This is a genomic window from Pseudomonas sp. 43(2021), assembly GCF_017490805.1.
Lineage (GTDB): Bacteria > Pseudomonadota > Gammaproteobacteria > Pseudomonadales > Pseudomonadaceae > Aquipseudomonas.
The window spans coordinates 47,492-73,017 of the sequence record NZ_JAFGYJ010000002.1 but is presented as its reverse complement, the minus strand read 5'-3'; the positions used below and the strand labels follow the sequence as shown (position 1 = coordinate 73,017).

The window sequence follows — 25,526 nt, the reverse complement described above, 5'->3', positions numbered from 1 at the left end:
ACGATAAGACCGGTTGCCCGCAACATGCGCTGATCCGTTGTAGAATGCGCGGCCTTTGTCTTTCCGGAAGCTTCAATGGAACGCCCGCGTTTTCGTCCCTATTTCCTTCACCCACGTTTCTGGGGCCTGTGGTTGGGCCTGGGCCTGCTGTGGCTGGTGGTCCAGTTGCCGTACCGGGTCCTGTTGAAAGTCGGTGCCGCGCTGGGTGCGGTGATGTACCGCTTTGCCGGTGAGCGGCGGCGCATTGCCGCGCGCAACCTGGAACTGTGCTTCCCGGAGCTGTCGGTCGACGAACGGCAGCGTCTGCTCAAGGCCAACTTCGCCTCCACCGGTATCGCCTTCTTCGAAATGGCCATGAGCTGGTGGTGGCCCAAGGCCCGGCTGGCGCGCCTTGCCCATGTCGAGGGGCTGGAGCACCTGCAGGCCGCCCAGCAGGCGGGGCAGGGTGCCATCCTGATGGCGGTGCACTTCACCACCCTGGAAATCGGCGCCGCGCTGCTCGGCCAGCAGCACACCATCGACGGCATGTACCGCGAGCACGGCAACCCGCTGTTCGACTTCATCCAGCGCAGCGGCCGCGAGCGGCATAACCTCGACTCGCTGGCGGTGGAGCGCGAGGATGTGCGCGGCATGCTCAAGCTGCTGCGTTCGGGCCGGGCGATCTGGTACGCACCGGACCAGGACTACGGCGCCAAGCAGAGCCTGTTCGTGCCGCTGTTCGGCATCCCGGCGGCGACGGTGACGGCCACCACCAAGTTTGCCCGGTTGGGCAAGGCGCAGGTGATTCCGTTCACCCAGAAGCGCCTGGAAGATGGCAGCGGCTATCGTCTGGTGATCCACCCGCCGTTGGCGGACTTCCCCGGGGAGAGCGAAGAGGCGGACTGCCTGCGCATCAACCAGTGGGTCGAAAGCGTGTTGCGCGAATGCCCCGAGCAGTACCTGTGGGCGCATCGCCGGTTCAAGTCGCGGCCCGAAGGGGCGCCGCGGCTGTATGACAAGAAGAAGCGTTGAATCTTGTTTTGCCTGTGCCGGCCTATTCGCGGGTGAACCCGCTCCCACAGGTTTTCCACAGGCCCTGAAGGCTTTGTAATACCTGTGGGAGCGGGTTTACCCGCGAAAGGGCCGGCACTGACAGCACATCAACCCCAGGAAGGACTCCTATGGCGCCACCCCCGGTAACCGGTCTCATCCTTTCTGGCGGCGGCGCCCGCGCCGCCTACCAGGTCGGCGTGCTGGCCGGCATTGCCGAGTTGCTGCCCGCCGGCGCGCACAACCCGTTCCCGGTCATCGTCGGTACCTCCGCCGGCGCCATCAACGCCGTCACCCTGGCCAGCGGCGCCACCCATTTCAGCGAAGCCGTACAACGGCTCACCGCCTTCTGGCAGAACTTTCGCAGCCATCTGGTGATCCGCAGCGACTGGCCTGGCGTGGTCCGCCAGGCCAGCCGCTTCGTCGGCCACAACCTGCTGGGCCTGGGTGGCCCGGCGCCGGTGGCGCTACTGGACAGCAGCCCATTGCGCGGCCTGCTGCAGGCGCACCTGAACCTGGACGGCATCGCCCACTCCCTGGCCGCCGAGCAACTGCGCGCCGTCGCAGTGACCGCCTTTGGCTACGAATCCGGCCAGGCGGTGACTTTCTACCAGGGCCGCGGCACCATCGAAGCCTGGTTGCGCCACCGCCGCATCGGCATGCCCACGCCGTTGACCATCGACCACCTGCTGGCCAGTGCGGCCATCCCGCTGCTGTTCGCCCCGGTGCGGCTGGGCGACGAATATTTCGGTGATGGTGCGGTACGCCAGTCGGCGCCGATCAGCCCAGCCTTGCACCTGGGCGCCAGCCGGGTACTGGTCGTCGGGGTCAGTGGCAACCCGCAGCGGCCGGCGCCACCGTTGCCGACCCAGCGCGTGTTCAGCGGGCAGCAGCCGAGCCTGGCGCAGATCGGCGGGCACATGCTCAACAGCACGTTCATTGACAGCCTGGAAGATGATATCGAGCTGCTGCAGCGCCTGAACCACCTGAGCCACCTGTTGCCGGCGCACCTGGATGCCCGGCGCCTGGGCCTGGCGCCTATCGACGTGCTGGTGGTGGCGCCCAGTCAGCCGCTGGACGAGATTGCCGCGCGGCACCGGCGCGAGTTGCCGGCGGCGTTGCGCGTGTTCCTGCGCGGGCCAGGGGCGACGCGTACCAGCGGGGCGGGGGTGTTGAGCTATTTGCTGTTCGAGGCCAGTTACTGCAGCGAGCTGATAGAGCTGGGGCGAAAGGATGCCTTGGCCAAGAAGCGGGAGCTTTGCCAGTTCCTGGGGACTTGATGTTGCCAGTGCCGGCCTCTTCGCGGGTAAACCCGCTCCCACAGGGATCGCACAATACCTGAGGGTGGTGCAGTCCCTGTGGGAGCGGGTTTACCCGCGAAGAGGCCTGGCCGGCCTACTCGGCTATCTGCAGCTTGCGCGCCTGGGTATACACATACCGCACCTTCTCGTACTCGAACGGCGAGTTGAGCTGGCCATAGCGGAATTTGGTGCTGTAGCGCTTGTCCACCACACGCAGGACGGAGATTTCCGGGTGGTCGCTGCTGGCTTCGGCCACATTCAGGTAGTTGATCGCCTGTTCGCCCGCATAATCCACCACCAGCCCGGTCGTATCGCGCAGGTTCGACGGCCCCAGCACTGGCAGCATCAGGTACGGCCCGTCCGGTACGCCGTAGAAGCCCAAGGTCTGGCCGAAGTCTTCACTTTGCCGCGGCAGGCCCATGCTGGTAGCCGGGTCCCACAGCCCACCCACGCCGATGATGGTGTTGAACATCAGCCGTGCGGTGATCTCCGCCGAGCGCTTGGCCTTCAACTGCAACACGCTGTTGAACAGGTTCGGCACGTCGCCCAGGTTGTTGAAGAAGTTGGTCACCCCGGTGCGCACGAAGCGCGGCGTGACGTACTGGTAGCCGCTTACCATGGGCAGCAGCACCCATTGGTCCAGGCGGTAGTTGAAGTGATAGACGCGCCGGTTGATCGACTCCAGCGGGTCGTACACGTTCAGTGCCTGCAGGGTAGAGCGCTCGAACTCGCGCTGGTCCAGCCCCGGGTTGAATTTCAGCTCGCGCAGCGGGTCGAGGAAACCATCGGCCTCGGGCGCCAGTGGTGCTTCGGTAACTTGCGGGTCGGCTTCGACCACGCTGGCCCGGGGGGCGGTTTCGGCGGCCAGGGCATGGCCGGTGGCGAACAGGGCAGTGGCGAAGAGGAGTTTGTTAACCACGGAAGAACTCCAGCATGGCGTCACTGTTGACGCGGTAATTGAGGTTGCCGCAATGGCCGCCGTGGGGGTAAAGGGTCAGGCGCTCACCGAATACCTTGCGCAGGAAGCCGATGTCGCCGGGGCCGAGGATGACGTCGTCGGCGTTGTGCATCACGGCGATCTTGTCGCTGCTGCTCAGGTAGTCCTCCAGCGCATACAGGCTGACCTGGTTGACCAGTTGCAGGATGCTGTTGCCATCGGTGCGGGCGCGCCACATGGGGATGACCTGCTCGGTCATGTAGCAGTCGAAGTCGCACTGCAGGGCACGCTTGAAGAACGGCGTGAGGCTGCTGCCTTCGGTGATCGGGAACTTCGGCGGAATGATCAGGCCGCGGCGGTTGATCAGGTCGGAGGTGAAGGCAATGTCGGCCGCCGAGAAGCGGAACGAGGTGCCAATCAGCATGGCCATCTGCTCGTTGGACAGGTGCTGGCGCGACTGCTGGAAGTCGTACAGCAGGGCTTCATTGAGGTCGATGTAGCCCTTTTCCTGGAAGTAGCGGGTCAGCTTGGCCAGCATCAGCTCGTAGAAGGTAGTGCTGCGGTCGATACCCTTGACCTGGGTCTGTACCAGCTTGTCGAGGTTGTTGATCGAGGTGTACAGGTTGACCGGCGGGTTCAGCAGCAGCACGCGCTTGAAGTTGAAGCTGCGGCGGGTTTCGTCCAGGTGGCTGACGAAGGCCGCGTCGAGTGCGCCCAGGCTGTAGCCGGTGAGGTAGAACTCGCTGATTGGCAGGCGCGGGTGCTGGGCGCGCACGGCCTGCATCACCCGGTACATGTCTTCGGCATCCTCCTGGCTGACGCCGGGGGTGGCGAAGCGCGAGGCGGCGCTCATGAAGTCGTAGCTGGTGGGCGACGACAGCTGCACCACGTGGAAGCCGGCCTGGTAGAACAGCTTTTTCAGGTATTCGTTGATGCTGCTGGTGTAGGGCGCACCGGTGCCGGCGATGATGAAGATCAGCGGTGCCTCGTGGTCCTGGCGGGCCAGGCGGTACTTGAGTTTTTTCACTGCCCAGAAGTTGTCGGGCAGGGTGAACTCACGGTCCGGGCGCAGATTGAGGCTGTAGTCGGACTGGCTGATTTCGTCATCGTCGGGCAGGGTGGGGCGCTGGTCTGGTGGCGTGGTGGCGATGGTTGCCTCGAACGGGTTGGTCAAGGGGTAGCCATAGCTCGCGGCGTCGATATCCCGCGCCGAAGCGGCCACAGCCATGAGCAGGCCGCCGAGCAAGGCAGCGAGGCGCAAAGATCGAAGCATGTAATCCCCCAGAAGAACGCAAGGTCGAGCAGTGTGCAGGCTAGGACCACAGCGGACCGGGCAAAGTTGCCAAGTGCGGTGGTCTTTGGTGTGCTTGTTAACTGCAACATAGCTGCAGAGATGTGATTTTGCCTTACAACAGGGCATAAGCGATCATGGATGCTTTCGATTACCGCTATTGGAGAACTGGATGTCTCGTTCGCTGCCGGCTGCGCTGCTTTTGCTGTTTCTGGGGCTGTGGCTTGCTGCCAGTTATGGCGTGCGCTACGGGCTGATGGAAGACGGGCAATGGGTTGGGCTGTGCACGGCGCCGGCGGCGTACTGGCAGTGTGAGGTGCGGTCGTTGCTGGGGTTGGGCATTCATCATCAGGTGATGGCCTGGAGCGGGCTGGCGCTGGCGCTGCTGGCGCAGGTCGTTGCTGGCCGTAGCGGCTGGTGGCTGGCAGTGGTGGCGTTGGTGTTCGCAGTACCGGCGCTGGTGCTGTATACCGCCAGCATTGCCGTGTTCGCGCTGGTGCTGGCGGGGTTGCGGTTGGTCAGGCAAGCGCGGCGTGGCTGACAGGGAGATGCCATGGTTGTTGTGCCCCTGCCGGCCCCACCCTAATGCTCAAGCCGGTCGCAATCGCAAGCTCCGCCACAAGGCAGCCGTCATCAGCACACTCACCCCGGCCCACCCCCAGGCCTGCTGGTTCTCCAGCCCTTCCACAAACAACTGCGGCGCCACCCCGGCACCGACGATGAACGCCAGCAACGCCACCTCCGCCCGCGGCGCCCGCACCGGCCACCGTGCAAACACCAGCGCCGGCAGCGCCAGCGCTGCGCTGGGGAAGCTGCGATAGCGTGGGTCGAACACCATCGCCAGCATGCTGACCGCTGCGGCAAAACCTGCCGCCAGCAACAACCAGCCGGCCCGCGCCTGCAGCCAGGCGTACAGGCGCTCGCGCCAGCCCGTGCGCCGCGCCAGGGCCAGCACGGCATGGGCCAGTACCAATAGGTTCAGCCCCGCCAGCAGCAGCGCCCACAGCCATTCCCCGGCAAACCGCGCATGGGTGCGCATCAGCTCGCCCCAAAGCCCCAGGCAAGCGGCACCAAACGCCGCCAGCAACGGCAGCAATATGGCCGCTGTCGGGGTGGCAGGGCGCCCGGCAAGCATCAGCATCAGCACCATCAGCACGGCACCGGCCAGCAACCATTGCGGCCAGTTAGGCAGGTTGCTCACCGGCCCTTCAAGTACGCCCTTGTCCTGCCGGTCGGCATCGTAAAGCCCCCAGTAACCACCGACCGCCCCTTCATTGGCGCGCTTCCATGGCTGGTCGAACGCCTCGATCAGGTTGTAGTGCCAGCCGTTGTTTTCGGCCATGGCCACAAACCCACGAATGAAGCGCGCCTCGTTGACCCGGCTGGGCTCCGCGGTCTCGCGCTGGCGGCCTTCGCTGGGCCAGCCGGTTTCGCCGATCAGAATGTCCTTGGGCGCGAAGCGCGTGCCAAACACCCGGCGCACATCGGCGACGTGGGCCAGGGCTTCGTCGATGCCTCGCGGGTCGTCTTCCCAGTAAGGCAGCAGGTGGATAGTCAGGAAGTCCACCGCAGGTGCCACCTGCGGGTGCTGCAACCAGAATTCCCACACATCGGCGTAGGTTACCGGCACCTTGACCTGGCTTTTCACCCGGGCGATCAGCGTGGCCAGGTGCGCGCCGGTTACTTCCTTGCGAAGCAGCGTCTCGTTGCCGACGATCACCGCGCTGACCACGTCGGGGTTGGCGTTGGCGGCGGCGATCAGCAGGTCGATTTCTTTCTCGGTGTCTGCCGGGTGGGCATTGACCCAGGCACCCAGCATCACTTTCAGGCCATGCTTGCGCGCCAGCGCCGGGATCGCCTCAAGACCGGTCTGGGAATAGGTACGGATGCACTGAAAACGCTCGGCCAGCAACGCCAGGTCGGCATCCATGCGTGCCGGGCGCAGGCGCAACGGCTGGTCGTAGGGCGACTGGTCCTTGTCGAACGGGGTGTACGAGGCGCATTGCAACTTGTGTGTCGGGCTGGCCGCGTCGGGCAGTTGCACCGGCTTGCCAAGCCCGTACCAGAGCCCTCCGAGCCCGAGCAGGGCGAGCAGGCAGGCAAGCAGGTACAACGGCAGCAGCAGGCGGGCAGAACTGGGCATCGGGCGGTCCATCGTCAGGCGCAAAAGGGTAGATAGTAGCCCGGCGCCAAACCTTTGGCATGCAAGGATCGCGCAGGTCGGCGTACGCCGATGCCGCTAATGGCATAGTGCTGTCGCATATGGGGCGGCTACAGGTCGTAGCTGGAGCAGGTCGACTATTGTTGCAGGACGATGATGCAAATTCCGAGACCTGACGAGGGGATGCTTTGATGGCTGCTATTACAAGAATGCGACGTTTCCTGGGTGTGGGCACCGCCATGGTACTGGCCATGAGTGCGGCACAGGCAATGGCCAAAGAAGTAAGCATTGGTTACGTGGATGGTTGGGCTGACAGCGTGGCGACCACCAACGTGGCCGCCGAAGTGATCAAGCAGAAACTCGGTTACGACGTGAAGTTGCAGGCCGTGGCCACCGGGATCATGTGGCAGGGCGTGGCAACCGGCAAACTCGACGCCATGTTGTCGGCCTGGTTGCCGGTGACCCATGGCGAGTACTGGGCCAAGAACAAGGACAACGTGGTCGACTACGGCCCGAACTTCAAGGACGCCAAGATCGGCCTGATCGTCCCCGAGTACGTCAAGGCGGTGAGCATCGCCGACCTCAAGACCGACGACACCTTCAAGCAGAAGATCGTCGGCATCGACGCAGGCTCCGGCGTGATGCTCAAGACCGACCAGGCCATCAAGGACTACGACCTGACCGGGTACAAGCTGCAGGCCAGCTCCGGCGCGGCGATGACCGCGGAGCTGGGCCGTGCCTATGCCAAGCAGCAGTCGATTGCAGTGACTGGCTGGGTACCGCACTGGATGTTCGCCAAGTGGAAGCTGAAGTTCCTCGAAGACCCGAAAGGCGTGTATGGCGCCGCGGAAACCGTGAACAGCATCGGCAGCAAGGAACTGGCGACCAAGGCCCCGGAAGTGGCGGAGTTCCTGAAGAAGTTCAACTGGCAGTCGAAGGACGAGATTGGCGAAGTGATGCTGGCGATCCAGGAAGGCGCCAAGCCTGAAGCGGCGGCCAAGGACTGGGTGGCCAAGCACCCTGATCGTGTGAAGGAGTGGACTGGCAAGTAACAACCTGTCAGGACCAGTTTTGCTGCTTCGCGGGTAAACCCGCTCCCACAGGGATATCCACAGTCTTCAGGCTTGTGCACATCCCTTGTGGGAGCGGGTTTACCCGCGAAGAGGCCATCACTTTGTTACGCAACCGGTAAAACACCGTTGCATCTAAGACTAAGGTCGTCTGGTTGGCGTCCGATAGCCGCATAAAGTAAGGGTCGTGGGTTCCACCCCTATCTGTGCTGCTAGGACAAAAACAATGAACGACAGCATTTACCTCTCGATACAAAACAGCCCCCGCTTCAAGGAGCTGGTCACCAAACGCGAACGGTTCGCCTGGATTCTCTCGGCGATCATGCTCGGCCTGTACTGCGCCTTCATCCTCCTGATCGCCTACGGTCCTCAGATCCTGGGCACCAAGCTCAGCCCTGAGTCATCGATTACCTGGGGTATTCCCCTGGGCGTCGGCCTGATCGTCTCGGCATTCGTCCTGACCGCCATCTACGTACGCCGTGCCAACGGCGAATTCGATGAGCTGAACAAGGCCATCCTGAAGGAGGCGCAACAATGATTCGCCATGCCAAAGCCCTGGCCGTACTGGCCTGCGGAGCCTTCGCACCCGCCGTGTGGGCCGCCGATGCCCTGACCGGCGAGGTGCAGAAGCAACCGCTGAACGTTTCCGCGATCGCCATGTTCGTGGCTTTCGTCGCCTTCACCCTCGGCATTACCTACTGGGCCTCCAAGCGCAACAAGTCGGCGTCGGACTACTACGCCGCCGGTGGCAAGATCACCGGCTTCCAGAACGGCCTGGCGATTGCCGGTGACTACATGTCGGCTGCCTCGTTCCTGGGTATTTCCGCACTTGTGTTCACCTCTGGCTACGACGGCCTGATCTACTCGATCGGCTTCCTGGTCGGCTGGCCGATCATTCTCTTCCTGATCGCCGAACGCCTGCGCAACCTGGGCAAATACACCTTCGCCGACGTGGCCTCGTACCGCCTCGGGCAGAAAGAAATCCGCACCCTGTCGGCCTCCGGCTCGCTGGTGGTAGTGGCCTTCTACCTGATCGCCCAGATGGTCGGTGCTGGCAAGCTGATCGAGCTGCTGTTCGGCCTGGACTACCATGTGGCGGTGATCCTGGTGGGTATCCTGATGTGCCTGTACGTACTGTTCGGCGGCATGCTGGCCACCACCTGGGTACAGATCATCAAGGCCGTGCTGTTGCTGTCCGGTGCCAGCTTCATGGCGCTGATGGTGATGAAGCACGTGGGCTTCGATTTCAACACACTGTTCTCCGAAGCGATCAAGGTGCACGCCAAGGGCGAGGCGATCATGAGCCCGGGCGGCCTGGTCAAGGACCCGATCTCGGCGTTCTCGCTGGGCCTGGCACTGATGTTCGGTACTGCCGGCCTGCCGCACATCCTGATGCGCTTCTTCACCGTCAGTGACGCCAAGGAAGCGCGCAAGAGCGTGCTGTACGCCACCGGCTTCATTGGCTACTTCTACATCCTCACCTTCATCATCGGCTTTGGCGCCATCCTGCTGGTCAGCACCAACCCGGACTTCAAGGACGCCGCTGGCGCTCTGCTGGGCGGTAACAACATGGCCGCGGTGCACCTGGCCAACGCCGTGGGTGGCAGCGTGTTCCTCGGCTTCATCTCGGCGGTGGCCTTCGCCACCATCCTGGCGGTGGTTGCCGGCCTGACCCTGGCCGGTGCCTCGGCGGTGTCCCACGACCTGTACGCCAGTGTATGGCGCAAGGGCAAGGCCAACGACAAGGACGAGATCCGCGTGTCGAAGATCACCACCGTTGCCCTGGGCGTGCTGGCGATCGGCCTGGGCATCCTGTTCGAGAAGCAGAACATCGCCTTCATGGTCGGCCTGGCGTTCTCCATCGCGGCCAGCTGCAACTTCCCGGTACTGCTGCTCTCGATGTACTGGAAGAAGCTGACCACCCGCGGCGCCATGATCGGCGGCTGGCTGGGCCTGGTGAGTGCGGTGACGCTGATGATCCTCGGCCCGACCATCTGGGTACAGATCCTCGGCCACGAGAAGCCGATCTACCCGTACGAGTACCCGGCGCTGTTCTCCATGGCTATTGCCTTCGTCAGCATCTGGTTCTTCTCGGTCACCGACAAGTCCAAGGCTGCTGAAGACGAACGTGCGCTGTTCTTCCCGCAGTTCGTGCGTTCGCAGACTGGCCTGGGGGCTTCGGGGGCTGTTTCGCACTGATCCTTCCGGCAATGAAAAAACCGCGCTTCGGCGCGGTTTTTTTGTTTTCGCCGCTAGATCATGCCTAGCAGCAACAACACCAACAGGACAACCAGCACCACGCCGATGATGCCGGACGGGCCGTAGCCCCAGCTGCGCGAGTGCGGGAAGACCGGTAAGCCACCAATCAGCAGAAGGATCAGGATGATGATGAGGATCGTGGTCATGACGGAGTCCTTGCGTGGTTGAAGGTCAAGGGCCTCGGACTGCTGGCCTCTTGCAAGTAGGGACTAGTGGGGGGTGTAAAAAATTCCATTTGAGTGGTTGCTTGGGCCGGCCTCTTCGCGAGTAAACCTGCTCCCACAGGATCATCACAGGCCTGTGGGTTGCGCTGTCCCTGTGGGAGCGGGTTTACCCGCGAAGAGGCCGGAACTGACCACACAATCATGCCCTTCCATTCACTACCCTGATGAACCCTGCCTGCCCCCGAGGCCTTGATTAGACTTGTTGCTCAACCCATCAGAACAAGGCCAGCCACCATGCAAAACCGCATCATGATCACCGGCGCCGGGTCCGGCCTCGGTCGCGAGATCGCCCTGCGCTGGGCGCGTGAGGGCTGGCGCCTGGCGCTGGCCGATGTCAACGAAGCCGGCCTGCGCGAAACCCTGGCGCTGGCCCGCGCGGCCGGCGGCGAGGGCTTCGTCCAGCGCTGTGACGTGCGCGACTACAGCCAGCTCACTGCCCTGGCCCAGGCCTGCACCGAGCAATTCGGCGGCATCGATGTGATCGTCAACAATGCCGGCGTCGCCTCGGGCGGGTTCTTCGCCGAACTTTCGCTGGAGGACTGGGACTGGCAGATCGCGGTCAACCTGATGGGCGTGGTCAAGGGCTGCAAAGCCTTCCTGCCGTTGCTGGAGCGCAGCAAGGGGCGGATCATCAATATCGCCTCGATGGCCGCGCTGATGCAGGGCCCGGGCATGAGCAACTACAACGTGGCCAAGGCCGGCGTGCTGGCCCTGTCGGAAAGCCTGCTGGTAGAGCTGCGCCAGCTGGAGGTGGCGGTGCACGTGGTGTGCCCGTCATTCTTCCAGACCAACCTGCTGGACTCGTTCCGCGGGCCGAACCCGGCGATGAAAGCGCAGGTTGGCAAGCTGCTGGAAGGCTCGCCGATCAATGCAGCGGAAATCGCCGACTACATCCACCAGCAGGTTGGCGCGGGTGAGTTCCTGATCCTGCCCCATGAGGCCGGGCGCCAGGCCTGGCAACTGAAGCGTCAGGCCCCCGAGCGGCTGTATGACGAGATGGCTGAAATGGCGGTGAAAATGCGGGCCAAGGCTCATTCGCGATGACACGTCTGTAAGGAAAATTACCTCAAGATGTAGGGTGCTTCTGATTCGCAGCAGAGCTATTGAGTAGCCGAATGCCATCAAGGCAGGCTCCGGTTTTCCCTTTCGTCAGGAGGATCGGAGCATGCTGGTAATAGGGCGCGAAGTAGGGGAGGTCATCGTGATTGGTGATGACATTCGGATCATGGTGGTAGAGACGCGGGAAGGGGTGGTGCGCTTTGGCGTGGATGCCCCGCGCCAGGTGCCGGTGCATCGGGCCGAGGTGTACAAGCGCATCAAGGAAGGGCAGCAGGGTAAAGCCCGCAGGTTTTGATGTTGCCTGTGCCCGCGAAGAGGCCGTACCTGCTAGTCGAGCAGCTCGCGGGGCACATCATGCCTGGCCAGCAACTGGCACTGCTGGCTTTCCGGGTCGAACAGGATGAACGCCTGCCCCTTGGCCAAGGCCTGGCGCACTCGCAGCACACGGGTTTCCAGCGGGGTGTCGTCGCCGTTGTCGGTGCCGTCGCGGGTGACGAAGTCCTCGATCAGGCGGGTCAGGGTTTCGGCTTGCAGTTGGTCGTAGGGGATCAGCATGGTGGGCGTTGCCTAGGGTGTTGGTGGGGACATGCTACGCGAAACATTCGGGATTTTGGGGCTGCAAAGCAGCCCCCTGGGCCCTCAAGGCTTGTTCCCGACCAGGCTATCCACCGCCGGCACCCGCGTATCGCTCTCCATCTGCGCATCATGCTCCAGCTGATGGCTGAAACGTTCCAACGATGCATTGGCCGGTTGCGAATCACTGGCAAACACCGGCGGGCTCAGCAGGTACGCTGACAGCAACCGGCTCAGCGCCGCCAGGCTGTCGATATGGGTCCGCTCATACCCATGGGTGGCATCGCAGCCAAACGCCACCAGCGCGGTACGAATATCGTGCCCCGCCGTCACCGCCGAATGGGCATCGCTGAAGTAGTAACGGAACACATCGCGCCGCACCGGCAGGTCGTGGTCACCGGCCAGCTTCAGCAGATGGCGGGACAAATGGTAGTCATAAGGCCCCGACGAGTCCTGCATGGCCACGCTCACCGCATGCTCGCTGGAGGCCTGTCCTGGCGCTACCGGAGCGATGTCGATGCCCACGAACTCGCTGACATCCCAAGGCAGCGCGCCAGCGGCGCCCGAGCCGGTCTCCTCGGTGATGGTGAACAGTGGATGGCAGTCGATCAGCGGCTGGCGGCCGCTTTCCACCACGGCTTTCAGCGCCGCCAGCAGTGCTGCCACACCGGCTTTATCGTCCAGGTGGCGGGCGCTGATGTGGCCACTTTCGGTGAATTCGGGCAGTGGGTCGAAGGCAACGAAATCACCGATGCTCACGCCTAGCGCCTCGCAGTCGGCACGGGTGGCGCAGTAGGCATCCAGACGTACCTCCACGTGTTCCCAACTGATCGGCATCTGGTCGATGGCGGTATTGAAGGCGTGCCCGCTGGCCATCAGCGGCAGCACGCTGCCACGGTATATGCCCGTGTCGGTGAACACACTGACCCGGCTGCCTTCGGCAAAGCGGCTGGACCAGCAACCGACCGGCGCCAGGGCCAGGCGGCCGTTGTCCTGCAACTGGCGCACGCTGGCGCCGATGGTGTCCAGGTGGGCGGATACAGCGCGGTCGGGTGAGGTCTGCCGGCCCTTGAGGGTAGCGCGTATGGTGCCGCGGCGGGTCAGCTCGAAGGGGATGCCCAGCTCGTCCAGGCGTTCGGCCACGTAGCGCACGATGGTGTCGGTGAAACCGGTGGGGCTGGGGATGGCGAGCATCTCCAGCAGCACGCGTTTGAGGTAGTCGAGATCGGGTTCGGGATGGCGGTCGGACATGGTTGGGGCTCCTTATATCCTGCGGCGGCCTCTTCGCGGGTAAACCCGCTCCCACAGGGACCCCACAGGGCCTGAGCGCAGCGCCGTACCTGTGGGAGCGGGTTTACCCGCGAAGAGGCCAGCAGCGGTTACGCCAGAGGCCGGCTATGCGGAAACAGCAGGTCGATAAAACGCTCGGCGGTCGGCTGTGGTTCATGGTTGGCCAAGCCGGCACGCTCGTTGGCCTCGATGATCACGTACTCCGGTTGCCCGGCATCACGCACCATGAAGTCCAGCCCCACCACTGGAATCTCCAGCGCCCGCGCAGCGCGTATGGCGGCGTCGGCCAGCACCGGGTGCAGGCGTTCGGTCACGTCCTCCAGGGTGCCGCCGGTGTGCAGGTTGGCGGTGCGCCGCACGGCCAGGCGCTGGCTGGCGGGCAACACGTCGTCGTAGCCAAAGCCCGCTGCGCGCAGGGTGCGCTCGGTTTCGTCGTCCAGTGGAATGCGGCTTTCGCCAGCGGTTGCCGCCTGGCGTCGGCGGCTCTGGGCATCGATCAGCTGGCGGATGCTGTGCTTGCCATCACCCAGCACCTGCGCCGGGTGACGGATGGCGGCAGCGACCACTTCATAGCCGATCACCACGATGCGCAGGTCATGCCCGGCGTGGAAGCTTTCCAGCAACACGCGGCTGTCGAACTGGCGGGCATGCGCCACGGCGTGGGTGATGTCTTCGATGCAGGTGAGGTTCACCGCCACCCCCTGGCCTTGCTCGCCATCGACCGGCTTGACCACCACCGCGCCGTGCTCGTCGAGAAACGCCAGGTTGTCGTCGGCATTGCCGGCCATTTGCTGCGCCGGCACCTGCAACCCGGCGTTGTGCAGGGCATGCCGGGTCAGGCGCTTGTCCTGGCACAGGGTCATGGTCACGGCGCTGGTCAGGTCGCTGAGCGACTCACGGCAGCGAATGCGGCGCCCGCCCAGGCTGAGGGTGAACAGCCCGCCGGCGGCATCGTCCACTTGTACCTCGATGCCTCGACGCAGCGCTTCGTCGACGATGATGCGTGCGTACGGGTTGAGGTCGGCTTGTGGCCCAGGCCCCAGAAACAGCTGCTCGTTGATGCCGTTCTTGCGCTTGACCGCGAAGGTCGGCAGGTTGCGAAAACCCAGCTTCTGGTACAGGCGCTTGGCCTGGCGGTTGTCGTGCAGCACCGACAGGTCCAGGTAGGCCAGGCCGCGGCTCATGAAGTGCTCGATCAGGTGGCGCACCAGCACTTCACCCACGCCGGGGCGGGTGCAGTGCGGGTCTACTGCCAGGCACCACAGGCTGCTGCCGTGCTCGGGGTCGTCGAACGCCTTGGCGTGGTTCAGGCCCATGACGCTGCCGATCACTGCGCCGCTGTCTTCGTCCTCGGCCAGCCAGTACACCGGGCCGCCCAGGTGCAGTGGAGTGAGCAGCTCGGCGTCGACCGGTAGCATGCTGCGCGCCTGGTACAGGGTGTTGATCGCCTGCCAGTCGCCCGGGTTCTGCGCCCGGCGCACGCGGAAGCCGCGGAACACGCGCTGCGCCGGGCGGTAGTCGGTGAACCACAGGCGCAGGGTGTCGGAGGGGTCGAGGAACAGTTGCTGCGGGGCCTGGGCCAGCAGCTGTTGTGGCGCGGCCACGTACAGGGCGATGTCGCGCTCGCCGGGGCGTTCTTCCAGCAGGTCGGCGGCCAGGTCGGCCGGGTTGGGGTAGGTGTGGCCGATCAGCAGCCGGCCCCAGCCGCAATGCACGGCGCGCGGCTGGTCGTGGGGCTGACTGCCATCGCCGGCCAGGCGCGCCTGCAAGCGCTCGTAGGACGGCGCCTGGCCGCGCAGCAGGCGCTGACCGTAAGCAGTTTCGTGAGCTTTCATCGGTCAGATTCCTTGTTCGCTCAGCCACAGGTTCAGCGCCGCCAGCTGCCACAGCTTGGAGCCGCGCAGCGGCGTCAACTGGCCGTGTGGGTTGCTCAGCAGGCGGTCGAGCATGGTCGGGTTGAACAGCCCGCGGTCCTGGCTGGGGTCGGTCAGCAGCTCACGCACCCAGCCGAGGGTAGCGCCTTCCAGGTGCTTCAGGCCCGGCACCGGGAAGTAGCCCTTCTTGCGGTCGATCACCTCGTGCGGGATCACCCGCCGCGCCGCCTGCTTGAGCACCTGCTTGCCACCGTCAGGCAGCTTGAAACGTGCCGGAATGCGCGCCGAAAGCTCCACCAGGCGGTAGTCGAGGAATGGCGTGCGCGCCTCCAGGCCCCAGGCCATGGTCATGTTGTCGACCCGTTTGACCGGGTCGTCGACCAGCATCACCGTGCTGTCCAGGCGCAGCGCCTTGTCTACCGCATCGGGGGCACCAGGGCGGGCGAAGTGTTCACGGACGAAGTCGCCGGCCGCGTCGGTTTCCAGCAGCCAAGGTGCCTGCACCGTGTCTCGGTACTCGGCGTGGCTGCGATCGAAGAAGGCCTCGCGGTAGGCGGCAAAGGCATCCGCGGCGCCGTCCACCTGCGGGTACCAGTGGTAGCCGGCGAACAATTCGTCGGCGCCCTGGCCGCTCTGCACGCCCTTGCAGTGTCTGGCCACTTCCCGCGACAGCAGGTAGAAGGCGATGCAGTCATGGCTGACCATCGGCTCGCTCATGGCGCGGAAGGCGGCGGGCAGTTGTTCGATGATCTCGTGCTCGGCGATGCGCAGCTGATGGTGACGGGTGCCGTAGTGCCTGGCAATCAGGTCGGAATACTGGAATTCGTCGCCGCGTTCGCCGCCGGCATCCTCGAAACCGATGGAGAAGGTCGACAGGTCGTCCACGCCCACTTCGCGCAGCAGGCCGACCAGCAGGCTGGAGTCGACCCCGCCAGACAGCAGCACACCCACATCCACTGCTGCCCGTTGGCGGATGGCCACGGCGTCGCGGGTGGCGTCGAGTACGCGGGTGGTCCAGCCTTCCAGGTCCAGCTCACGTTCGTCGGGGTTGGCGCCGTAGTGCAGCTGCCACCAGGTCTGGCGTTCCACTTCGCCATGGTGGTCGATGCGCATCCAGGTGCCGGGTTCCAGCTTTTGCACGTTGGCCAGCAGGGTGCGTGGCGCCGGCACCACGGCGTGGAAATTCAGGTAGTGGTTGAGTGCCACCGGGTCGAGCATCGGGTCGATGTCACCCCCCTTGAGCAGCGCTGGGAGGGTCGAGGCGAAACGCAGGCGCTCGCCGTTGCGCGACAGGTACAGGGGTTTGACGCCCAGGCGGTCGCGGGCGAGGAACAGGCGCTGGTTGTCGCGCTCCCAGATGGCCAGGGCGAACATGCCATTGAGCTTGGGCAGCAAGGCCGCGCCCCAGGCGTGGTAGCCCTTGAGCAGCACCTCGGTGTCGCCATCGGACCAGAAGCTGTAGCCCAGGGCCTGCAGCTCCTGGCGCAGTTCGGGGAAGTTGTAGATGGCGCCGTTGAAGGCCAGCGAAAGGCCCAGGGTGTTGTCGACCATCGGCTGGGCAGAGCCGTCGGACAGGTCCATGATTTTCAGGCGCCGGTGGCCGAGGGCGATCGGGCCTTGGCTATGGAAGCCCCAGGCATCCGGGCCGCGGGGCGCCAGGTGGTGGGTGATGCGCTCTACCGCAGCCAGGTCGGCTGGGCGAGGGGCTTGATCGATGGGGGTGAAACGCAACTCTCCTGCTAATCCGCACATAGGTCCTTACCGGTTTTTCCGTTGGGGAGGGGGTGCCCCGGATTAGGGCACCTTAAGGAACTGACCCATGTGGTTTGTGAGAGTTTTAGATCGATCTGTTATATGAGGTTGGAGTGAAGGGGATGGCGTTGGATTTGTTGTGGCTTTGAGACCGAGCGCCGCCCGCGCGGCGCTCGGTCTCAAAGCCACAACAAATTCAACGGCATGTACCCGATGCAATCACTTCCCGCGGATCAACCTGCGCAAGGCAAACCGGTTCGGGTGGCAGGCCTCCGCCACCGCCCGTGGCAACGGCAGCGGTTCCCCGCACACCCACGCCGCCACCAGTTCGCCGCTCAACGGCGCCGTGATCAACCCGCGTGACCCATGCCCACTGTTCACATACAACCCGCCCAGCCAGGGGCAGGCCACATCCGGCACCTGGCGCGCATCCCGGCCCAGCACTGCGTAGGCCTCGGCGAACGCCTGCGCATCCGCCACCGGCCCGACGATCGGCAGGTAATCCGGGCTGGTGCAACGGAACGCCGCACGCCCCTGCAATTGCCCGGGGTCCAGTTCGGTGGTGCCCAGGCGCCGGGCCAGGTCGACAGAGATCTCGTCCAGCAATGCCAGGTTGCCCTGGTGCTCGGCCGCCGTCGGCGCCAGGTCTGTGCTGTGGAAGTCGAAGCTCGCGCCCAGGGTATGTTCATCCCCGCGCGGCGGTGCCACATAGCCTTCCGCGCACACCACGGTTCGCAGCGCGCGGCTTTCGGCGGTTGCCGGCAGGCGGGTGATCTGCCCGCGGATGCGCTTGAGTGGCAACTGCGCGCACGGCTCGAAGCGCTGTACGTCGGCGGCACCGGCCAGGACCACCACCGGCGCGCTGGCCAGCAGGCGTTCGCCAGCCCAGGCTTGCCACTGCCCGTCGACTTTGCGCAGGTCGAGCACCTCCTGGTGCGTCAGCAGGCGAATACCCGGGTGCTGCAACTGCTGCTCGCACAGCGCCGGCGGGTGCACCCAGCCACCTTCGGGATAGAACAGGCCACCCGCCGGCAAGGCCACCCCGGCGATGGCTTCAGCCTCTGCACGTTCCAGTGGCTGCAGCAGGTCATGTTCGAAGGCGGCGGCCAGTTTGCCCTGGCGTTCGGCTTCCTTGCTGTCGAAGGCCAGTTGCAGCACGCCACAGGCATCCCAGTCGCGGCCACGTTGCAGGCGCTGCAGCTGGCGCCGGGTGTAGCCGAAACCGGCCAGGATCATCTGCGACAGCGCCGTGCCATGGGCGGACAGCTTGAGGTACAGCACCCCTTGCGGGTTACCCGAAGCTTCCTGTGCCGGGGTATCGTGGCGTTCCAGCACGGTAACCTGCCAGCCACGCCGGGCCAGGCTGGCGGCGGTTGTGCTGCCGGCGAGCCCGGCGCCTATGACCAGTGCTTCACGCGGCCCTGCTGCGGCAGCCGGGCGCGCGTACCACGGTGCGCCGGGGCTGGGCACAGGGCCGACGTAGGCGCCGCTCATCACTTCCCATTTCTTGCCGATGCCCGGCACCTTCTTCATGGCGAAGCCGGCGTCGACCAGGCTGCGGCGTACCCAGCCGGTAGTGGTGAAGGTGCCTAGCACCGTGCCCGGGTGTGACAGCCGTGCCAGCTGCGCGAACAGCTCCGGGGTCCACATGTCGGGGTTCTTGGCCGGGGCGAAGCCGTCGAGGAACCACACATCGATCTGCGCATCGAGTTGCGGCAGCTGTTCCAGCACATCACCGATCAGCAGGGTGAGGGTGACCCGGCCGTTGTCGAAGGTGAACTGCTGGAAGCCCGGGTGCACTGCCACGTACTGCTCCAGCAGGGGCTGGCTGTAGGCCGCCAGTTCCGGCCACAGGCGTATGGCGCGGGCCATGTCGTCGCGACCGAGGGGGTACTTTTCGACGCTGACGAAATGCAGGCGGGTCTCGGCGTGGGCGTGTTGCTCGAACAGTTGCCAGGCACAGTAGAAGTTCATGCCGGTGCCGAAACCGGTTTCGCCGATCACCAGGCAGGTGTGCGGGGCGAGGTTGGCAAAGCGCTCGGCCAGGCGGGTTTGCCCAAGAAACACGTGCCTGGTTTCTTCGATGCCTTCGTTGACCGCGAAATAGACGTCGTTGTATTGCCGCGAATGGGGGCGGCCCTGGTCGTCCCAGTCGATCTGGGCGTGCTGGAGGAGGGTGGACATGGTTGGCTCGGTTGCAGCGGATGGGCGGATTTTATGCCATCCGGGACGTTTGCGCAGGCTGTGCCGGCCTCTTCGCGGGCACGCCCGCTCCCACAGGTACTGCACAAGCCTTCAAATCCGCTAGTCTTGCTTATCCATTGAAGGAGCCAGTGCATGTTCGAATCCGCTGAAATCGGCCACAGCATCGACAAGGAGGCTTATGACGCCGAGGTACCCGCTTTACGCGAGTCCCTGCTCGAAGCCCAGTACGAACTCAAGCAGCAGGCGCGCTTCCCGGTGATCGTGCTGATCAACGGTATCGAAGGCGCCGGCAAGGGCGAGACGGTCAAGCTGCTCAACGAGTGGATGGACCCGCGCATGATCGATGTGCTCACCTTCGACCAGCAGACCGACGAAGAGCTGGCCCGCCCACCGGCCTGGCGCTACTGGCGGGCGCTGCCACCAAAGGGGCGGATGGGCGTGTTCTTCGGCAACTGGTACAGCCAGATGCTGCAGGGGCGGGTACACGGGGTGTTCAAGGATGCCGTGCTCGACCAGGCCATCACCGGCGCCGAACGGCTGGAGGAGATGCTGTGCGACGAAGGTGCGCTGATCATCAAGTTCTGGTTCCACCTGTCCAAGAAGCAGATGAAGGCAAGGCTGAAGTCGCTCAAGGACGACCCGCTGCACAGCTGGAAGATCAGCCCGCTGGACTGGCAGCAGTCGGAAACCTACGACCGTTTCGTGCGCTTTGGTGAACGCGTGCTGCGCCGCACCAGCCGCGACTATGCGCCTTGGCATATCATCGAGGGCGTCGACCCGAACTACCGCAGCCTGGCGGTAGGGCGCATCCTGCTGGAAAGCCTGCAGGCGGCACTGGCCAACAACCCCAAAGGCAAGCATCAGGGCAACGTCGCCCCGCTGGGCCGCAGTATCGACCAGCGCAGCCTGCTCGGTGCGCTGGACATGACCCTGCGCCTGGACAAGGCCGACTATCAGGAGCAACTGGTCACCGAGCAGGCCCGCCTGGCTGGCCTGCTGCGCCACAAGCACATGCGCCGACATGCCCTGGTGGCGGTGTTCGAAGGCAACGATGCTGCCGGCAAGGGCGGTGCCATCCGCCGCGTGGCCGCCGCGCTGGACCCGCGCCAGTACCGCATCGTGCCGATTGCCGCGCCCACTGAAGAAGAGCGTGCGCAGCCATACCTGTGGCGGTTCTGGCGGCACATTCCGGCGCGCGGCAAGTTCACCATCTTCGACCGCTCCTGGTATGGCCGGGTGCTGGTGGAGCGGGTGGAAGGCTTCTGCAGCCCGGCTGACTGGATGCGCGCCTACAGCGAGATCAACGATTTCGAAGAACAGTTGGTGAATGCCGGCACGGTGGTGGTCAAGTTCTGGCTGGCGATCGACCAGCAGACCCAGCTGGAGCGCTTCGAAGAACGCGAACAGATCCCGTTCAAGCGCTACAAGATCACCGAGGATGACTGGCGCAACCGTGACAAGTGGGACGACTATGTCCAGGCGGTGGGGGACATGGTCGACCGCACCAGCACCGAGATCGCACCGTGGACGCTGGTGGAGGCCAACGACAAGCGCTGGGCGCGGGTGAAGGTACTGCGTACCATCAACCAGGCGCTTGAGGCGGCGTTTGCCAGGGACAAGAAATAATCGAAGTTCCTGTTTGCATGTGCCGGCCTCTTCGCGGGTGAACCCGCTCCCACAGGGATCACACAAAATTCGACTCTGTGATATTCCTGTGGGAGCGGGTTTACCCGCGAAGAGGCCAGAACAGGCAGCACACCTGCCAAGCCATGCCGTAGAAGAATGACCTGATGAATTCTTTTCCCGGCACCCGCCACCGTCCCCGCCCTCCAAGCCCGTAGAATTCAATCACCCCCACCACGGGCTTGAACGAGGACTTTATGCATACCACTACCGGCCGCTGGGGCTATGGCCTGTTCCTGGCACTTCTGACTGCGCTGCTGTGGGGCATCCTGCCGATCAAGCTCAAGCAGGTGCTGCAAGTGGTCGACCCGGTCACCGTCACCTGGTACCGCCTGCTGGTCTCCGGCGGCCTGCTGTTCGCCTGGCTGGCTGCCAAGCGCAGGTTGCCTTCCCTCAGCAAACTGACGCCCAAGGGCAAAGGCCTGGTGCTAGTGGCCGTGCTCGGCCTGATGGGCAACTACGTGCTGTACCTGATCGGCCTCAACCTGCTCAGCCCGGGCACCGCGCAACTGGTCGTGCAGATCGGCCCGGTGCTGTTGCTGGTGGCCAGCGTGTTCGTGTTCCGCGAGCGTTTCAGCCTGGGGCAGGGGGTGGGCCTGCTGATCCTGCTGGCGGGGTTTGGCCTGTTTTTCAACCAGCGCCTGGAAGAGCTGCTGACCTCGCTCGGCGCCTATACCACCGGGGTGCTGACCATCCTGCTGGCCACCAGCATCTGGGTGTTCTATGCGCTTAGCCAGAAGCAACTGCTGACTGTGTGGCATTCGCAGCAGGTAATGATGGTGATCTACCTCGGCTGCGCCGCGCTGCTGACGCCCTGGGTCCACCCGTTGGAGGCCTTGCAGCTGACCCCGGTGCAAGGCTGGCTGTTGCTGGCCTGTTGCCTGAATACCCTGGTGGCCTATGGCGCGTTTGCCGAGGCGCTGGCGCACTGGGAGGCGTCGCGGGTGAGTGCCACGCTGGCGTTGACCCCGCTGGTGACCTTTGTCGCGGTGGCGCTGGCGGCGTTGGTGTGGCCTGAGTATGTGCATGCCGAGGCCATCAATGCCTTGGGTTATGTGGGGGCGGTGACCGTGGTGCTGGGCTCGGCGCTGGTGGCACTGGGGCCGTCGCTGGTGGCCGGGTGGCGGGCGCGCAGGGCGCGGTTGGCCCAGGCTCATTGATCGCCTGTACCGGCCTCTTCGCGGGTGAACCCGCTCCCACAGGGATCCTACAATATTCAGCCTTGTGGTAATCCTGTGGGAGCGGGTTCACCCGCGAAAGGGCCGGTAAAGGCAGTGCACTACTCAGCCCTTGCCCCCCGGGGCCAGCATGTTCTCCGGCCTCACCCACTGGTCGAACTGCTCATTGGTCAGGTACTTCAACTCCAATGCCGCCTCGCGCAAGGTCTTGCCTTCGCCATAGGCCTTCTTGGCAATTTCCGCCGCCTTGTCATAGCCAATATGCGGGTTCAGCGCCGTTACCAGCATCAGCCCCCGCTCCAGGTGCGCCGCCATCTGCTCGGCATCCGGCTCGATGCCCGCCACGCAGTGCTGCTGGAAGTTGCGGCAGCCGTCAGCCAGCAATTCGATCGACTGCAGCAGGTTGTGGATGATCACCGGCTTGAACACGTTCAGCTGCAAATGCCCCTGGCTGGCGGCAAAGCCGATTGCAGCATCGTTGCCCAGCACCTGGCAGGCCAGCATCGACAGCGCTTCGCACTGGGTAGGGTTGACCTTGCCTGGCATGATCGAGCTGCCTGGCTCGTTGGCCGGCAGGCGTACCTCGGCCAGCCCGGCGCGCGGGCCGGAACCCAGCAGGCGCAGGTCGTTGGCGATTTTCATCAGGGCCACGGCCAGGGTCTTCAGGGCGCCAGCCAGGCTGGTCAGCGGCTCGTGGCCGGCGAGGGCGGCGAACTTGTTCGGCGCAGTGACGAATGGCAGGCCAGACAGCGCTGCCAGCTCGGCGGCGACGGCTTCGGCAAAACCATGCGGTGCATTGAGCCCGGTGCCCACGGCAGTGCCGCCCTGGGCCAGTTCGCACACCGCCGGCAGGGTGGCGCGGATGGCGCGCTGGGCATAGTCGAGCTGGGCGACGAAGGCCGACACCTCCTGGCCGAAGGTGATCGGCGTGGCGTCCATCATGTGCGTGCGGCCGGTCTTCACCAGCTTGTGGTGGCGTGCCGACAACTCGGCCAGCCCCGAGGACAGCTCGGCGATGGCCGGCAGCAGCTTGTCGTGCACCGCCTGCGCCGCGGCAATGTGCATGGCAGTGGGGAAGCAGTCGTTGGAACTCTGCGAGCGGTTGACGTGGTCGTTGGGGTGCACGGGTGCCTTGCCGCCACGGCCCTTGCCGGCCAGTTCGTTGGCCCGCCCGGCGATCACTTCGTTGACGTTCATGTTGCTCTGGGTGCCGCTGCCGGTCTGCCAGACCACCAGCGGGAACTGGTCGTCATGCTGGCCGTCCAGCACTTCGTCGGCGGCCTGCTCGATCAGCCGGGCGATGTCGGCCGGCAAGTCGCCATTACGGTCGTTGACGCGTGCCGCGGCCTTCTTGATCAGCGCCAGGGCGTGCAGCACCGCGATGGGCATGCGTTCCTTGCCAATGGCGAAGTTGATCAGCGAACGCTGGGTCTGCGCACCCCAGTAGGCGTCCTCAGGAACTTCGACCGGGCCCAGGCTGTCTGTCTCGATACGGCTCATTCTGTACTCACTCCTGTGTAGTTCGAAATCGCAGTTTAGGCCCTGATTCGACCGAGCGGTTCAGTCGCTCGTCGTGCCACTTGAGCACATCGCCACCACGGCGCAGAATGCTCTACTTTGAGGTACCCGCCTCCCTCTCTTGTGAAGGAAATGCAATGACCCGTCTCCGTGTCCTTTGTGCCGCCGTTGCCCTGGCTTGCGCCAGCGGCCAGGTATTCGCTGCCACCGCCAGCCACAATGCTGCTGCCGAGAAATTCCTGACCCTGGCCAACGCTGACAAGCTGGGTACCCCGGTATACATGCAGGTCCAGCAGATGTTCGCCCAGCGTTTCGCCCAGACCAAGGCCCCGGCCACCAAGCAGCCAGTGCTGGAAAGCTACCAGGCCAAGGCCAACGCCGCGCTGGACAACGCCATCGGCTGGAACAAGCTGAAGCCGAAGATGGTCGACCTGTACACCCAGACCTTCACCGAGCAGGAGCTCAAGGACCTGGTCAAGTTCTACGAATCGCCGCTGGGCAAGAAAGTGCTGCGCGAAATGCCCAAGGTCACCCAGCAGTCGGCCCAGCTGACCCAGCAGAGCCTGGAGCCAGCGGTACCGGTGGTGAACAAGCTGCTGGACGACATGACCAAGGAACTGGACCCGAACGCTGGCAAGGCCGCCGCCCCGGCGAAGAAGTGAGTACGCCGCGATGACCATGCAACAGCGTATCGAACAGCAACTGGCCGCCCTGGCGCCGCAACACCTGCAAGTGCTCAACGAAAGCCACATGCACAGTCGTGGTCAGGAGACCCACTACAAGGCAGTGATCGTCAGCGAGCAGTTTGCCGGGTTGAACAGCGTCAAGCGCCACCAGAAGGTGTACGCCACCATGGGTGAGCTGATGGGCGAGATCCATGCTCTGGCCATCCACACCTACACCGCCGAAGAGTGGGCCAAGGTCGGCGTTGCACCGGCCTCGCCGGTATGCGCGGGCGGCGGGCACTGAAACCTTGCTGTTGTTCTGGTAGAATCCGCAACATCCCAAAAGGGGGCTGCTGTGCAGCCCATCGCCGGCAAGCCGGCTCCCACAGGTAAAGTGCCCTCCTTGAGTGTGGCGCAATACCTGTGGGAGCTGGCTTGCCGGCGATGGGGCGCGCAGCGGCCCCCTGTTTCTTGTGTAACCCGGTCCGCCCCTTACGAGGGCAACCACCTGGAGAACCTGCTTCATGTCCCAACCCATCGTCGTCGCGGCGCTGTACAAGTTCGTCACCCTGGAAGACTACGTCGAGATGCGTGAGCCGCTGCTCAAGACCATGCTCGACAACAACGTCAAAGGCACCCTGCTGCTGGCCCACGAGGGCATCAACGGCACCGTGTCTGCCACCCGCGAAGGCATCGACGGCCTGCTGGCCTGGCTGCGCAACGACCCGCGCCTGGTCGATGTCGACCACAAGGAATCGTACTGCGACGAACAGCCGTTCTACCGCACCAAGGTCAAGCTCAAGAAAGAGATCGTCACCCTCGGCGTGCCGGGCGTGGACCCGAACCAGGCGGTCGGCACCTACGTCGAGCCCAAGGACTGGAATGCGCTGATCAGCGACCCGGAAGTGCTGCTGATCGACACCCGCAACGACTACGAAGTGGCCATCGGCACCTTCAAGGGCGCCATCGACCCGAAGACCGAAACATTCCGCGAGTTCCCCGACTACATCAAGGCCAACTTCGACCCCAGCAAGCACAAGAAGGTTGCCATGTTCTGCACCGGTGGTATCCGTTGCGAAAAAGCCTCCAGCTACATGCTCGGTGAAGGCTTCGAGGCGGTCTATCATCTTAAGGGCGGCATCCTGAAATACTTCGAGGAAGTGCCTCAGGAAGAAAGCCTGTGGGACGGCGACTGCTTCGTCTTCGACAACCGCGTCACGGTGCGCCATGACCTGAGCGAGGGCGAGTACGACCAGTGCCACGCCTGCCGCCACCCGATCAATGCGGAGGAGCGCGCGTCGGAGCACTATTCGCCAGGGGTCAGCTGCCCGCATTGCTGGGACACCCTGAGCGAGAAGACCCGGCGTAGCGCTATCGACCGGCAGAAGCAGATCGAGCTGGCCAAGGCCCGCAACCTGCCGCACCCGATCGGTTACAACTACAAAGCCGAGGCTTGA

23 protein-coding genes are annotated in these 25,526 nt (G+C 64.4%); 13 read left to right on the top strand and 10 right to left on the bottom strand.

Features of this window, described 5'->3' with window-relative positions; genetic code table 11:
- Window positions 1-75 precede the first annotated feature (75 nt).
- A complete protein-coding gene (locus J5M71_RS01870; RefSeq protein WP_063911595.1) occupies window positions 76-1,011 on the top strand; it encodes a lipid A biosynthesis lauroyl acyltransferase in 936 nt (311 codons plus the stop codon).
- A 149-nt stretch (window positions 1,012-1,160) separates the two neighbouring features.
- Entirely contained in the window at window positions 1,161-2,309 is a 1,149-nt protein-coding gene (locus tag J5M71_RS01865) for a patatin-like phospholipase family protein (RefSeq protein WP_207829167.1), read from the top strand.
- Window positions 2,310-2,424: 115 nt separating this feature from the next.
- Here J5M71_RS01865 and J5M71_RS01860 read toward each other — a convergent pair whose 3' ends face one another.
- Window positions 2,425-3,249, bottom strand: coding sequence for a VacJ family lipoprotein (locus J5M71_RS01860; RefSeq protein ID WP_207829158.1), 825 nt, complete (start codon window positions 3,247-3,249; stop codon window positions 2,425-2,427).
- Window positions 3,242-4,540, bottom strand: coding sequence for a serine/threonine protein kinase (locus J5M71_RS01855; RefSeq protein ID WP_046616718.1), 1,299 nt, complete (start codon window positions 4,538-4,540; stop codon window positions 3,242-3,244). The genes J5M71_RS01860 and J5M71_RS01855 overlap by 8 nt, the downstream gene beginning before the upstream one ends.
- 190 nt (window positions 4,541-4,730) lie before the next feature.
- Here J5M71_RS01855 and J5M71_RS01850 point away from each other — a divergent pair, with 190 nt between their 5' ends.
- A complete protein-coding gene (locus J5M71_RS01850; protein WP_207829156.1) occupies window positions 4,731-5,099 on the top strand; it encodes a hypothetical protein in 369 nt (122 codons plus the stop codon).
- Between the two features lie 48 nt (window positions 5,100-5,147).
- Here J5M71_RS01850 and J5M71_RS01845 read toward each other — a convergent pair whose 3' ends face one another.
- Window positions 5,148-6,713 carry a beta (1-6) glucans synthase gene (locus J5M71_RS01845; protein ID WP_207829154.1) on the bottom strand — a complete coding sequence of 522 codons (1,566 nt, stop codon included), beginning with the start codon at window positions 6,711-6,713 and terminating at the stop codon, window positions 5,148-5,150.
- A gap of 197 nt (window positions 6,714-6,910) precedes the next feature.
- Here J5M71_RS01845 and J5M71_RS01840 point away from each other — a divergent pair, with 197 nt between their 5' ends.
- The 3 genes from J5M71_RS01840 (at window position 6,911) to J5M71_RS01830 (ending at window position 9,988) form a co-directional block, all read left to right on the top strand.
- Complete coding sequence (locus J5M71_RS01840; RefSeq protein ID WP_085692401.1) at window positions 6,911-7,771, top strand: glycine betaine ABC transporter substrate-binding protein; 861 nt, start codon at window positions 6,911-6,913, stop codon at window positions 7,769-7,771.
- A gap of 244 nt (window positions 7,772-8,015) precedes the next feature.
- Window positions 8,016-8,327 (top strand): DUF485 domain-containing protein, encoded by a 312-nt coding sequence (locus tag J5M71_RS01835; protein ID WP_003260090.1) that lies wholly within the window; start codon window positions 8,016-8,018, stop codon window positions 8,325-8,327.
- Window positions 8,324-9,988, top strand: a complete 1,665-nt coding sequence (locus J5M71_RS01830; RefSeq protein WP_063911601.1) for a cation acetate symporter — start codon at window positions 8,324-8,326, stop codon at window positions 9,986-9,988. The genes J5M71_RS01835 and J5M71_RS01830 overlap by 4 nt, the downstream gene beginning before the upstream one ends.
- A gap of 53 nt (window positions 9,989-10,041) precedes the next feature.
- Here the strand turns inward: J5M71_RS01830 and J5M71_RS01825 are convergent, their stop codons facing one another.
- The gene (locus tag J5M71_RS01825) at window positions 10,042-10,194 is read right to left on the bottom strand and encodes a DUF3309 family protein (protein ID WP_013971433.1); all 153 of its coding nucleotides are present in this window, start codon (window positions 10,192-10,194) and stop codon (window positions 10,042-10,044) included.
- 312 nt (window positions 10,195-10,506) lie between these two features.
- Between J5M71_RS01825 and J5M71_RS01820 the strand changes: the two genes are divergently transcribed.
- Window positions 10,507-11,316 carry an SDR family oxidoreductase gene (locus tag J5M71_RS01820; RefSeq protein WP_207829152.1) on the top strand — a complete coding sequence of 270 codons (810 nt, stop codon included), beginning with the start codon at window positions 10,507-10,509 and terminating at the stop codon, window positions 11,314-11,316.
- Window positions 11,317-11,437: 121 nt separating this feature from the next.
- Entirely contained in the window at window positions 11,438-11,626 is a 189-nt protein-coding gene (csrA, locus tag J5M71_RS01815; protein ID WP_207829142.1) for a carbon storage regulator CsrA, read from the top strand.
- A gap of 32 nt (window positions 11,627-11,658) precedes the next feature.
- Here csrA and J5M71_RS01810 read toward each other — a convergent pair whose 3' ends face one another.
- The 5 genes from J5M71_RS01810 to mnmC all read right to left on the bottom strand — a co-directional run bounded on the left by J5M71_RS01810 (window position 11,659) and on the right by mnmC (window position 19,004).
- Entirely contained in the window at window positions 11,659-11,886 is a 228-nt protein-coding gene (locus J5M71_RS01810) for a YheU family protein (protein WP_051099660.1), read from the bottom strand.
- Between the two features lie 84 nt (window positions 11,887-11,970).
- Window positions 11,971-13,155, bottom strand: coding sequence for an osmoprotectant NAGGN system M42 family peptidase (locus tag J5M71_RS01805; protein WP_207829140.1), 1,185 nt, complete (start codon window positions 13,153-13,155; stop codon window positions 11,971-11,973).
- A gap of 128 nt (window positions 13,156-13,283) precedes the next feature.
- Window positions 13,284-15,029: an N-acetylglutaminylglutamine synthetase gene (gene ngg, locus J5M71_RS01800; RefSeq protein ID WP_207829131.1), complete on the bottom strand. Its 1,746-nt coding sequence runs from the start codon at window positions 15,027-15,029 to the stop codon at window positions 13,284-13,286.
- Window positions 15,030-15,032: 3 nt separating this feature from the next.
- Complete coding sequence (locus J5M71_RS01795) at window positions 15,033-16,820, bottom strand: N-acetylglutaminylglutamine amidotransferase (protein ID WP_207829128.1); 1,788 nt, start codon at window positions 16,818-16,820, stop codon at window positions 15,033-15,035.
- A 219-nt stretch (window positions 16,821-17,039) separates the two neighbouring features.
- Complete coding sequence (gene mnmC, locus J5M71_RS01790; RefSeq protein ID WP_207829126.1) at window positions 17,040-19,004, bottom strand: bifunctional tRNA (5-methylaminomethyl-2-thiouridine)(34)-methyltransferase MnmD/FAD-dependent 5-carboxymethylaminomethyl-2-thiouridine(34) oxidoreductase MnmC; 1,965 nt, start codon at window positions 19,002-19,004, stop codon at window positions 17,040-17,042.
- 153 nt (window positions 19,005-19,157) lie between these two features.
- Here mnmC and pap point away from each other — a divergent pair, with 153 nt between their 5' ends.
- Entirely contained in the window at window positions 19,158-20,651 is a 1,494-nt protein-coding gene (gene pap / locus J5M71_RS01785) for a polyphosphate:AMP phosphotransferase (protein WP_207829110.1), read from the top strand.
- Between the two features lie 254 nt (window positions 20,652-20,905).
- Window positions 20,906-21,868: a DMT family transporter gene (locus J5M71_RS01780; protein WP_207829108.1), complete on the top strand. Its 963-nt coding sequence runs from the start codon at window positions 20,906-20,908 to the stop codon at window positions 21,866-21,868.
- 123 nt (window positions 21,869-21,991) lie between these two features.
- Here the strand turns inward: J5M71_RS01780 and J5M71_RS01775 are convergent, their stop codons facing one another.
- The gene (locus J5M71_RS01775; protein WP_207829105.1) at window positions 21,992-23,386 is read right to left on the bottom strand and encodes a class II fumarate hydratase; all 1,395 of its coding nucleotides are present in this window, start codon (window positions 23,384-23,386) and stop codon (window positions 21,992-21,994) included.
- A 155-nt stretch (window positions 23,387-23,541) separates the two neighbouring features.
- Between J5M71_RS01775 and J5M71_RS01770 the strand changes: the two genes are divergently transcribed.
- The 3 genes from J5M71_RS01770 (at window position 23,542) to J5M71_RS01760 (ending at window position 25,526) form a co-directional block, all read left to right on the top strand.
- A complete protein-coding gene (locus J5M71_RS01770) occupies window positions 23,542-24,066 on the top strand; it encodes a DUF2059 domain-containing protein (protein WP_207829102.1) in 525 nt (174 codons plus the stop codon).
- A 10-nt stretch (window positions 24,067-24,076) separates the two neighbouring features.
- Window positions 24,077-24,373 (top strand): BolA family protein, encoded by a 297-nt coding sequence (locus tag J5M71_RS01765; protein ID WP_003252644.1) that lies wholly within the window; start codon window positions 24,077-24,079, stop codon window positions 24,371-24,373.
- A gap of 220 nt (window positions 24,374-24,593) precedes the next feature.
- Window positions 24,594-25,526 carry a rhodanese-related sulfurtransferase gene (locus J5M71_RS01760; protein ID WP_207829100.1) on the top strand — a complete coding sequence of 311 codons (933 nt, stop codon included), beginning with the start codon at window positions 24,594-24,596 and terminating at the stop codon, window positions 25,524-25,526.